General features: G+C 70.7%; 10 protein-coding genes. 8 read left to right on the top strand and 2 right to left on the bottom strand.

The window, feature by feature from the left end:
• Positions 1 to 25: 25 nt before the first annotated feature.
• The gene (locus Bsp3421_RS02440; RefSeq protein WP_273995196.1) at positions 26 to 721 is read right to left on the bottom strand and encodes a hypothetical protein; all 696 of its coding nucleotides are present in this window, start codon (positions 719 to 721) and stop codon (positions 26 to 28) included.
• Between the two features lie 328 nt (positions 722 to 1,049).
• Positions 1,050 to 1,415, bottom strand: a complete 366-nt coding sequence (locus tag Bsp3421_RS02435; RefSeq protein WP_273995195.1) for a hypothetical protein — start codon at positions 1,413 to 1,415, stop codon at positions 1,050 to 1,052.
• Positions 1,416 to 1,595: 180 nt separating this feature from the next.
• Here Bsp3421_RS02435 and Bsp3421_RS02430 point away from each other — a divergent pair, with 180 nt between their 5' ends.
• The 8 genes from Bsp3421_RS02430 to Bsp3421_RS02395 all read left to right on the top strand — a co-directional run bounded on the left by Bsp3421_RS02430 (position 1,596) and on the right by Bsp3421_RS02395 (position 10,678).
• Entirely contained in the window at positions 1,596 to 2,435 is an 840-nt protein-coding gene (locus tag Bsp3421_RS02430; RefSeq protein ID WP_273995194.1) for an FAS1-like dehydratase domain-containing protein, read from the top strand.
• A 93-nt stretch (positions 2,436 to 2,528) separates the two neighbouring features.
• Positions 2,529 to 3,914: an MmgE/PrpD family protein gene (locus Bsp3421_RS02425; RefSeq protein WP_273995193.1), complete on the top strand. Its 1,386-nt coding sequence runs from the start codon at positions 2,529 to 2,531 to the stop codon at positions 3,912 to 3,914.
• On the top strand, positions 3,911 to 4,714 hold the full coding sequence (locus Bsp3421_RS02420; RefSeq protein WP_273995192.1) for an HpcH/HpaI aldolase/citrate lyase family protein: 804 nt from the start codon (positions 3,911 to 3,913) through the stop codon (positions 4,712 to 4,714). The genes Bsp3421_RS02425 and Bsp3421_RS02420 overlap by 4 nt, the downstream gene beginning before the upstream one ends.
• 567 nt (positions 4,715 to 5,281) lie before the next feature.
• Positions 5,282 to 5,746 carry a MarR family winged helix-turn-helix transcriptional regulator gene (locus tag Bsp3421_RS02415; protein ID WP_273995190.1) on the top strand — a complete coding sequence of 155 codons (465 nt, stop codon included), beginning with the start codon at positions 5,282 to 5,284 and terminating at the stop codon, positions 5,744 to 5,746.
• 6 nt (positions 5,747 to 5,752) lie between these two features.
• Complete coding sequence (locus Bsp3421_RS02410; RefSeq protein WP_273995189.1) at positions 5,753 to 7,894, top strand: FUSC family protein; 2,142 nt, start codon at positions 5,753 to 5,755, stop codon at positions 7,892 to 7,894.
• A gap of 33 nt (positions 7,895 to 7,927) precedes the next feature.
• Entirely contained in the window at positions 7,928 to 8,140 is a 213-nt protein-coding gene (locus Bsp3421_RS02405; protein ID WP_273995188.1) for a DUF1656 domain-containing protein, read from the top strand.
• A gap of 1 nt (position 8,141) precedes the next feature.
• On the top strand, positions 8,142 to 9,131 hold the full coding sequence (locus Bsp3421_RS02400) for an efflux RND transporter periplasmic adaptor subunit (protein ID WP_273995186.1): 990 nt from the start codon (positions 8,142 to 8,144) through the stop codon (positions 9,129 to 9,131).
• Complete coding sequence (locus Bsp3421_RS02395) at positions 9,128 to 10,678, top strand: efflux transporter outer membrane subunit (protein ID WP_273995185.1); 1,551 nt, start codon at positions 9,128 to 9,130, stop codon at positions 10,676 to 10,678. Before Bsp3421_RS02400 ends, Bsp3421_RS02395 begins: the two co-directional genes overlap by 4 nt.
• The last annotated feature ends 25 nt before the right edge of the window (positions 10,679 to 10,703 follow it).

Below are 10,703 nucleotides of genomic sequence, written 5' to 3'. Positions count from 1 at the left end.
GCATGGCCCGGACGCGGCTCCTCGCTCAACCCGTGAAGGTCGTGCTGGCGGCGAGCGTGGCCTGCTTCGGATTGCTCTGCGCGTAACCGCCCTTGAAGTAACCCAGGGTGTACATGGTCCCGCGCTGGATGTTCCCGCTGGAGAGATTGAGGCCCCAGGAACCCTGGTTGGCGTTGCTGCCGATCGGCGCGAACCAGGTGGGCGGCAGGGTGTAGAGCACCGATTCCCCTTGCCCTTGCCACAGCCCGACCCAGTCGCCGTCGTTTTGCGGCGTCATGCCGATCGGCGTGGCGTAGCGGAACGAAACCGAGGTCGAGCCGTGGCCGGTGGTCTCGAGCAGCGGCGCCTGCACGGGCTCGACCGGCTTCGCGGGCCCGCCGTTGGACGGCGGGATGAAGATCGCGGCCACGATGTTCTTGACGGTGTTCCCCGTCGCAAAGGCGACCAGATAGGATTCGGCGCTCACGGAGATGCCCATGAACACGTTCGAACCGTTGGGCTGGTTGCCGCTGATGAGTTGCGAGTTGTAGGGCGCGGTGTTGACGGGAATGGCCGCCTGGGACGTTTGCCACAGAAACACGGTGTTGCCGTAGGTGTTCGGCTGATTCCCGGGCATCGAGTCGTAGTGGAAGGTGATCTGCGTCCCGGTGATGTCCTCCGGCTTGATGATGAAGCCGGTGGCCAGGGTGTTTTGCGAAGCGATATGGGTCTCTTTCGGCATGATTTCCTCGTAGTGCGAGAGGTTTTGTGGAACAACTCAAAAATCGAGAGCGAGGCGGGCGTTAAGTGTTTTTATGGGTTCACATTCTATCGATTCACTTTAATCAAAGGATTTAGATTAATCAAAGAGTATTGGTGCGGTATCCAATGGGGCCTACAAGATCTGGTAGGTTTCGACGTGGCGATATTAATCAGGCATGTGCTTAATAACACTGCGCATCCTTGATATTTCTGGATTTATTCTCGATTGACGCGCCGGCCAGGCGGGTTGGGCTGGGGATGATTCTTAATTCGTTTTTGTCATTTTCAGTAATTGGATTTATTTGGCTTCACGTGAGAATTTGTTGTTTGCGAATGAATCTGGTATTTTCAATCCGAATTCTTTCGATTCTGTCGTGCGCGTAAAGACGATTGAAAATATGCGGGATCGATTCACGCGGGCAGGGCTCCGTCGGCATCCCCGCTTCGCGTGCGCTGTGCGACCGGATCAAGGCCCGGCGGACCCGGGACGCCGCGGCGTCGCCCGGGACCGTTGAAAGGCGCAACGCCGAGGCCGCCTCAAAACGACAGGCGCGTCGTTCATCGATGCGCCGGATGCCTCGTCGATCGTGCCGCGGCCGCCGCATTCGACGCCCTGCGTGCAATGACGCGGCGCGCAGCGGGCGCGCGTCGCGCTCGAGCGCGACGACGGCCATAGGCGTGGCCTATGCCCGGCACATGCAATCGGTATTTCCAGCCGCCGCGCGATTCGCCTACAGTGTGTGCCCGAGCGCGCCCGCTTAAGCAAAACCGAAGGCGCGATTCGTGAAAGCGGAGTGCGCGGGACGCGCGCGCGCTCATAGTGCAGGCATATAGCGGATGCGAGGAGACGGACGATGACGGACGGGCAGCGATTCGAGGCGTGGGTGGACCGCACGGAGACCGCGGAAGACGACCTGAGCGCGTTCGGCCCGCACGCGCTCGCCGCCACGCTCGGCAGCCCGCTGCGCGGCGCGGCGCTGCCGCCGCTGTGGCACTGGCTGTATTTCCTGCCGGTGTCGCCGCTCGCCGAAGCGGGCGCGGACGGCCTGCCGCGCCGGGGCGAATTCCTGCCGCCGATCGACCTGCCGCGCCGGATGTGGGCGGGCGGCCGGCTCAGCTTCGCCGCGCCGCTCGCGCTCGGCGAACGCGCGCGCCGCACCTCGACGATCACCGCGATCGAGGACAAGACGGGCCGCTCGGGCCGCCTCGTGTTCGTCACGGTGCGGCATACGATCGAGGTCGGCGGCGCGCCGCGCCTCGACGAGGAGCAGGATTTCGTCTACCGGGCCGCACCCGCGCCGGGCGAGACCGGCCCCGCGCCCGTCCGCGCGCCCGACGGCGCGCTCTGGCGGCGCACGGTCGAGGCCGATCCGGTGCTGCTGTTCCGCTATTCGGCGCTGACCTTCAACAGCCACCGCATTCATTACGATGCGCCCTATGTGACGCAGGAAGAAGGCTATCCCGCGCTCGTCGTGCACGGCCCGCTGCTCGCCACGCTGCTGGCGGACCTGGTGGGCCGCGAGTGCCCGACACGCCGGCTCGCCGAATTCTCGTATCGCGCGGTGCGGCCGACCTTCGCCGGCCAGCCGTTCACGTTGTGCGGCATACCGTCGGCCGATGGTTCGCAGGTCGAGCTGTGGGCGCAGGATCACGAGGGCTGGCTGACGATGCAGGCGACGGCGGCGCTCGACTGATCGACGCCCGCACGCAGCCATGCGGTTCACCGATGCCACCTTGCCGACCCTTGATCAGGAGCGTGCGCACGCGGCGCGATCCGAGGAGACCCCATGACCGATTGCCTGGAACACCCGAGCCGCGCGCTCGCGCACTTCGCGGCCGGGCTGCGCTTCGACGCGCTTCCCGTCGAGGTGGCCGAACGCGCGGTGAATCTCTACGTCGACTGGCTGGGTTCGGCGCTGGCCGGGCGCGGCGCGCGTCCGGTCGAGACGATCGCGGCGTTCGCGCGCCGCGCAGGCGGCAGCCCGCGCGGGGCCGGCACGGCCGACGTGCTGATCGACCGCACCCGCGCCGCGCCGTATTTCGCCGCGATGATCAATGGCGCGGCCTCGCATTTCGCCGAGCAGGACGACGTGCACAACGGCGCGGTGTTTCATCCGGCCGCCGTGGTGTTTCCCGCCGCGCTCGCGCTCGCCCAGGCGCGCGGCGCGAGCGGCCGTGAATTCATCACGGCCGTGGTGGCGGGCTATGAGGTCGGCATCCGCGTCGGGGAATTCCTGGGGCGCAGTCACTACAAGGTGTTCCACACCACCGGCACCGCGGGCACGCTCGCGGCGGCAGCGGCGGCCGGCCGCCTGCTCGGTCTGTCGGGCGCGCAGATGCTCGATGCGTTCGGCTCCGCCGGCACGCAGGCGAGCGGCCTGTGGGCGTTCCTGCGCGATGCGGCGGATTCGAAGCAGCTGCATACGGCGATGGCCGCGGCGAACGGCGTGATGGCGGCCGAGCTGGCGCGCGACGGCTTCAAGGGCGCGACGCGGATCCTCGAGGGCGCGCAGGGGATGGGCGCGGCGATGTCGTCCGATGCCGATCCGGCGCGTCTGGTGGACCGTCTCGGCGCGCGCTGGGCGATCGGGGAAACGTCGTTCAAGTATCACGCGTCGTGCCGGCACACGCATCCGGCCGCCGACGCGCTGCGCGCGGTGATGGCGCGCGAGGGCCTGAAGGCGGCCGACATCGAGGCCGTGACCGCGCACGTGCACCAGAGCGCGCTCGACGTGCTGGGCGCCGTCGCGGCGCCCGGCAGCGTCCATCAGGCCAAGTTCAGCATGGGCACCGTGCTCGGGCTGATCGCGTTGCGCGGCGACGCCGGCGTCGACACGTTCGCGCGCGACTACGCGGCGCCCGATGTCGCGGCGTTTCGCGAGCGGGTGCGGATGATGCTCGACGACGAGGTGGAGCGCGCGTATCCGGCGCGCTGGATCGGCAAGGTCAGCGTGACGACCCGCGACGGCCGGGTGCGGACGGGGCGCGTCGACGAACCGAAGGGCGATCCGGGCAATACGCTGTCGCGCGACGAGATCGAGGCGAAGGTGCGGCGGCTCGCGGCGTTCTCGGGGGCGGCGTCGGATGCGGAGGCCGCGGCGCTCGTCGCACGCGCGTGGACGGTGGCCGCGCACACCACGATGGAGACCGTGTTGACGGAGACCCTCGCATGATGGCCGCATCACCGCGCGCGTGGCTGTTCGCACCGGGCCATCGCGCCGACCGTTTCGAGAAAGCGCGTGCATCGGGCGCCGACGTCGTGGTGTTCGACCTGGAGGATGCGGTGCCGCCGGACGGCAAGCCGGCCGCGCGCGCGGCCGTGGCGGCGCACCTCGATCCGGCGCGACCCGCCTGGGTGCGCGTGAATGCGCCCGAGACCGGCTGGTTCGCCGACGATCTCGCGGCGCTCGCCGCGCATCCGGGCGTGGCCGGCCTGCTGGTGCCGAAATGCGAGACGCGCGCGCCGCTGGCCGCGGCGCTCGAGCGCGCGCACGACGGTCTCGCGCTGATGCCGCTGATCGAGACCGCGCGCGGGATCGCGCGTCTCGACGTGATCTGCGGCGCGCCGCGCGTCGCGCGGGTGGCGTTCGGCACGCTCGATTTCCAGGTCGACCTGGGCATCGACGGCGACGGCGAGGAACTGGATCTGTTCCGCTCGCAGATCGTGCTGGCTTCGCGACTGGCCGGCATCGCCGCGCCGCTCGACGGCATTGCGACGGTCATCGACGATCCGGCGGAAATCGAGCGGCATGCGCGCCGTGCGCGCCGCTTCGGCTTCGGCGGCAAGCTGTGCATTCATCCGAGGCAGCTCGACGCGGTGCACCGCGCCTACGCGTGGAGCGAGGCCGAGCAGGCGTGGGCCGCGCGCGTGCTGGCGGCGCTGGCGGCGAGCGGCGGCGCGGCGGTCGCGGTCGACGGCAGGATGGTCGATCTGCCGGTCATTCTGAAAGCGCGCCGGATGCTCGGGCGCTGAGGCGGAGCGCGCCACGCGCCTTGCCCGCGGTGCGGGCGGAGAGGAAGGGCGCCTGTCGATATACCGCGCGGGGATGCGTGACGGCCGGTTTCGCCGACGCGCGGACCGGATGCGCGGGCGCCGTTTGACCGCATCCGATTCGTGGGTGACCGTTCCCGAAGCCGCTCGGTTGGTTCTCGCCTTGCCTGATGAGCGCGCTGGCGTCGCGCGCGCTCAGGCGTCATCGATCCGCATCCCGCAGCCGCGCCGACGAACGCGGCATGCTTCCGGATGCCTTCCGCCCATCCCGGGCAATCCCCCGAATTGACGCCGGTCGCCGACAGTTGCAGGATAAGCGGCGCATCCGGCGCGAAGCAGTCCTGCGCGTTCGCGCGTGCATGTGACGGCCGCATGTCAAGCCGACATGCCGCGTCGGGCTTGAAAGCCATCCGTCAAATCGTGAAGCGTTCCGCACCGGGGGGGCCGCACACGCACAGCCGCCGGGCCGATCGGCTCGCACGGCCGCCGCGCGGTGGTTCGTCAATTAGATAGTTTGCTATCGAATGATATTGCGATATCATCCCGCCCATGTCGAACCTGCATAACCTCCGTCGCACCGTCAGCAGCGAGCTGGTGCTGTCCGCGCGCAAATGGCGTCGCGTGAGCGACGGCGTGCTCGCGGCGTACAACGTGTCGGAAGCCTGCGCGGTGCCGCTCATCGTGGCGGGGCGGCTCGGCGCGGCGGTCAGGCAGGTCGAGCTGGCCGAGCAGGTGGGCATCGAGGGGCCGTCGCTCGTCCGGCTGCTCGACCAGCTGTGCGCGGCCGGCCTGATGCGGCGCGAGGCGGATCCCGACGACCGCCGCGCGAAGATCGTGGCGTTGACCGATGCCGGACGCGTGCTGACCGAACGCATGGAGGAAGACCTGCGGATGCTGCGCGCACGCGTGCTGAAGGGCGTGAGCCGGGCGGATCTCGAAGCGACGCTGCGCGTGCTGAACGCGTTCCGCGAAGCCGATCCCGTCGGCGTGGCGAATCTGCCGGCGCGCCCGTGACGCGCGATGGCTTATCCCACCCTCCGCGACTGGCTGTTCTCCGGCAAGACATTTGCCGCCGCGATGCTCGCGCTCTACCTCGCCCTGTATTTCCAGTTGCCGCGCCCGTACTGGGCGATGGCGAGCGTCTACATCGTTTCCAATCCGTTCGTCGGCGCGACGCGCTCGAAGGCGCTGTACCGCGCGCTGGGCACGGCGCTCGGCGCGTCCGCGGCGGTGTTCCTGGTGCCGCCGTTCGTCGAGACGCCGTTCCTGTTCAGCGCGATCGTCGCGCTGTGGTCCGCGACGCTGCTGTATCTCGCGATCTCGGACCGCACCGCGCGCAGCTACGTGTTCATGCTCGCCGGCTACACGATGCCGCTCATCGCGCTGCCGACCGTCACGGATCCGACCACGGTCTTCGACGTCGCGATCGCGCGCACCGAGGAGATCGTGCTCGGCATCGTCTGCGCGAGCGTGGTCGGCAGCGTCGTGCTGCCGAGCCGGCTCGCGCCGGCGCTGCTCGAACAGGCCGACGCCTGGTTCCGCGACGCGGCCTTCTATGGGCGCGAGACGCTGTCCGGGCGTCTCGCGGGCAAGGCCCTGTCGGCGTGTCGGCAACGCATGGCCGCCACCGTCAACGGGCTGGAGATGCTGCTGAGCCAGCTGGACTACGATCACGCGCCGTCGGAACTGCTCGCGCGCGCGGGCGCGCTGCGCGGCCGCATGCAGCTGTTTCTGCCGGTCGTCTCCGCGCTGGCCGATCCGTTGATCGCGCTGATGCGCCATCCGCGCTCGGGGCCGGCGGAGCTCGACGCGCTGCTCGCCGACGCCGCGCGCTGGTTCGACGCGCCGCTGCCGGCGCGCGCCGACGCCGATCGCGAGGATCAGGGCGACCCGGTCGCCGACGGCCTGCGCGCGCGGATCGCCGCGTTGCAGCCGGATTCCGCCGCGCTGGCGGACTGGGACGGCGCGCTGTTGTCGAACGCGCTGTGGCGTCTCCAGCAGATGATCGACGTCTGGCAGGACTGCCGGGCGCTGCGCGCGCTGATCGCCCGCGAATCGGGCGTCTGGCTGCCGCGTTACCGCCATTGGCGGCTGGGCGGCACCGAGCGCTTCTTCGATCGCGGCATGATGGCGTTCTCGACGCTCACGGTGGCCGCCGCGATCGTCGTCTCGTCCGCGCTGTGGATCGTGTCGGGCTGGCACGACGGCGCGGCCGCGGTCACGATGGTCGCGATCGCGTGCAGCTTCTTCGCCGCGCTCGACGAGCCCGCGCCGATGGTGTTCCGGTTCTTCGCGGCCACCTGCGTGAGCGTGCTGCTGGCCGGCCTCTATGTCTTCGTGGTGCTGCCGAACGTGCATGACTTCGCGATGCTGGTGCTGCTGTTCCTCGTGCCGTTCCTGGTGGCCGGCACGCTGATCGCCCGGCCGCGCTTCAACATGGTGGCGATGCTCGTCGCGGTCAACACGGCCACCTTCATCAGCATCCAGAGCGCCTACGAGGCGGATTTCTTCGTGTTCCTCAACAGCAATCTCGCGAGCCTCGCCGGCCTCGTGTTCGCGTACCTGTGGACGCGCACGACGCGTCCGTTCGGCGCCGAGCTGGCGGCGCGCCGCCTGCTGCATTCGAGCTGGGCGGACGTCGCGCGCGCGGCGCTGACGCCGCAGCTCGACGGACAGCGCGATCTCGCGTCGCGGATGGTCGACCGCGTCATGCAGCTGCTGCCGCGTCTCGCCGCGTCGGACGACCACCGCCATCCGTCGATCGACAGCTTTCGCGATCTGCGCGTCGCGTTCAACGCGCTCGACCTGCGCCGTACGCGCCGCAAGTTGCCGGACGACGTGACGGCCGCGCTCGACCGCGTGCTCGCGGGCGTGGGCGGGCACTTCCAGCGCTGCGCCGACAGCCGGACGCGCGAGCCCGCGCCCACCACCCTGCTCGACGACATCGACAGCGCGATGCGGCAGGTCGCGCGCGGCGCGCGCGCGGCCGGGACGGAGCCGGGCGCGGATCCTTCGGCGACGCCGGAGGCGCCGCCGCGGCGTTCGACCGTGAAGCAGCGCTGGCTGCGCGATACCCAGCACGCGCTGGTCGGCCTGCGGCTGTCGCTGTTTCCGGCGATGTCCGGCATCGGGCCGCAGGCGACGGAGGAGGCCGGAGCATGAGCACACGCGCCATGACACCACGCGGAGGCGGGCATGATCGGTGAAGTCGATGTGTTCGGCGTGTTCGTGCCCGCGCCGCTGTTCCTGATGCTGATCGCCTATCTGATCAACCTCGCGATCGGGCGCCTGCTCACCTGGGTCGGCTTCTATCGGCTGGTCTGGCATCGCTCCGTCTTCGATCTCGGCATCTACGTGTTCGTGCTGGCCGCGGTCATTTTCATTTCGCATCGCATGGTGGTGAGCTAACGTGAACGTCAAGCGCAGCGCAGTCTCCGTCGGCAAGATCCTGCTGACCCTGATCGTCGTCGCGGCGGCGGCGGTCGTCCTGTGGCGGATCGTCGACTACTACATGTTCTCGCCCTGGACGCGCGACGGCCACGTCCGCGCGGACGTGATCCAGGTCGCCCCCGATGTGTCGGGGCTCATCACCGCGGTCGAGGTCAAGGACGACCAGCCGGTCACGCGCGGCCAGGTGCTGTTCGTGATCGACCAGGCGCGTTACGCGCTCGCCGAGCGCCTCGCGCAGGCCGCGCTGCGGCAGCGTCAGGCGACGCTCGCGCAGGCGCGCCGCGAATACGCGCGCAACCTCGCGCTCGGCAACCTGGTCGCGCGCGAGGGGGTCGAGGAAAGCCGCACGCGCGTCGAGCAGGGCGAGGCCGCCGTCGCGGACGCGCAGGTCAGCGTCGACACCGCGCAGCTGAACCTGCAGCGCACGACCATCGTGAGCCCCGTCGACGGCTACCTGAACGATCGCGCGCCGCGCCGCGGCGAATACGTGAGCGCGGCGCGGCCGGTGCTGTCGGTGGTCGATCTGCACTCGTTCCGCGTCGACGGCTATTTCGAGGAAACCAAGCTGCGCGGCATCCATCTCGGCCAGCCGGTCGAGATCACCGTGATGGGCGAGCCGCGCCCGCTGCGCGGCCACGTGCAGAGCATCGTCGCCGCGATCGAGGATCGCGACCGCACGCAGGGCGCGAACCTGCTGCCCAACGTGAACCCGGCGTTCAGCTGGGTGCGGCTGGCCCAGCGGATTCCGGTGCGGGTCGCGCTCGACGAGGTGCCGGACGACTTCCGCATGATCGCGGGCCGCACCGCCACCGTCGCGATGCGCGAGCCGGCGTATGCCGGGAAGGCGGCGCCCGCTTCCGCGGGGGCCGCCCATGCGGGGGCCGCCCATGCGGGGGCCGTCCATACGGGGGCCGCTTCGGCGGCGCGCGCCGCCGGAGCCTCGCAATGACGCGCCGCCGGATCGCGCGCGCGTGCGCGCTGCTGCCGCTCGTCGCGGCGCTTGGCGCGTGCGTCACGGTGGGGCCGGACTATCGCACGCCGGACGGCGCGCTGATTCACGCGCCGCTCGCGCAGGGCGCCATCGCGGGCGCCGACCGTGCGCCGGTGTCGCAGCGTGCGCTGCCGGCGGACTGGTGGCGGCTGTACGACGATCCGCTGCTCGACACGCTCGTCCGGCAGGCCTTGCAGTCGAATACCGATCTGCGCGTCGCGGCCGCGAACCTCGCGCGGTCGCGCGCCGCGCTGGCGGTGGCCGATGCGCAGGGCGGGTTCGCGGGCGGCGCGTCGGCGGCGTTCCAGCGCGCGCAGGAATCGGCCGAGCAGTATCTGCTGTCGAGCAAGCTGCCGGTGGAGACCGAGGGCAGCCTGGGGCTCAGCGTGTCCTATGAGCTGGATCTGTTCGGCACGCTGCGGCGCGGCGTCGAGGCGGCGCGCGCGGACACCGAGGCCGTCGCGGCGGCGGGCGACCTCGCGCGGATCGCCGTGGTGGCCGACGTGGTGCGCGCGTATGTCGAATCGTGTTCCGCCGCCGAGGAGCTGGCCATCGCGCGGGATTCGGTCGCCCTGCAGCAGAAGCGCGTCGCGCTCACGCGGCAGTTGCGCGATGCCGGGCGCGGTAGCCAGTCGGAGGTGACGCGCGGCGTGACCCAGGTCCAGACGCTGGCCGCCGAGCCGCCGCGCTTCGAGGGGCGGCGGCGGGTCGCGCAGTACCAGCTCGCCGCGTTGCTCGCGCGCGCGCCGGCCGATCTGCCGGCGGGCGTCTTGCGTTGCGCCGCGCTGCCGACGCTGCGCCAGCCGATCCCGGTCGGCGACGGCGCGGCGCTGCTCAGGCGTCGTCCGGACGTGCGGCAGGCCGAGCGGCAGCTGGCGGCCGCGACCGCGCGCATCGGCGTTGCCGTGGGCGAACTGTATCCGTCGATCAGCTTCGGCGCGGGTGTCGGGTCGGTCGGCATCGCGGGCGATCTGCTGTCGTCGAAGACCAACCGCTGGTCGTTCGGACCGCTGATCAGCTGGAATTTCCCGGTGAACGGCCAGCGCGCGCGCGTGCGCGAGGCGGAGGCGGCGACGCGCGGCGCGCTCGCGAATTTCGACGGCGTGGTGCTGCGCGCGCTGCGCGAGACCGAGACGAGCCTCGCGACCTATGCGGCCGACACGCAGCGCGCGGATGCGCTGCGCGTCGCCTATGAATCCGCCCGGCAGTCGGCCGACGAGACGCACCGGCTCTATCGGGCCGGGCGCGCGTCCTTTCTCGACGATCTCGATGCGACCCGCACGCTGACGAGCGTGCAGGCGCAAGTGGCGGCGGCGGACGGGCAGGTGGCCGTCGATCAGGTTCAGCTGCTTCGCGCGCTGGGAGGCGGGTGGGAGGGGGAGACATCCGGCGTGGCGACGCCCGGCGTGGCGACGCCCGGCGTAGCGACGCCCGGCGTAGCGACGCCCGGCCCGGCCGCATCCGGCGTGGGTGGGCCTGCCGCGGCGGCCGGGCGCGCGGACTGAGGCGCGCGTGCCGCGGCGGCGTCGA

Source organism: Burkholderia sp. FERM BP-3421 (genome assembly GCF_028657905.1).
Lineage (GTDB): Bacteria > Pseudomonadota > Gammaproteobacteria > Burkholderiales > Burkholderiaceae > Burkholderia.
Note: the sequence above shows the minus strand (reverse complement) of the source record. Positions and strands in the feature narration are given on the sequence as shown.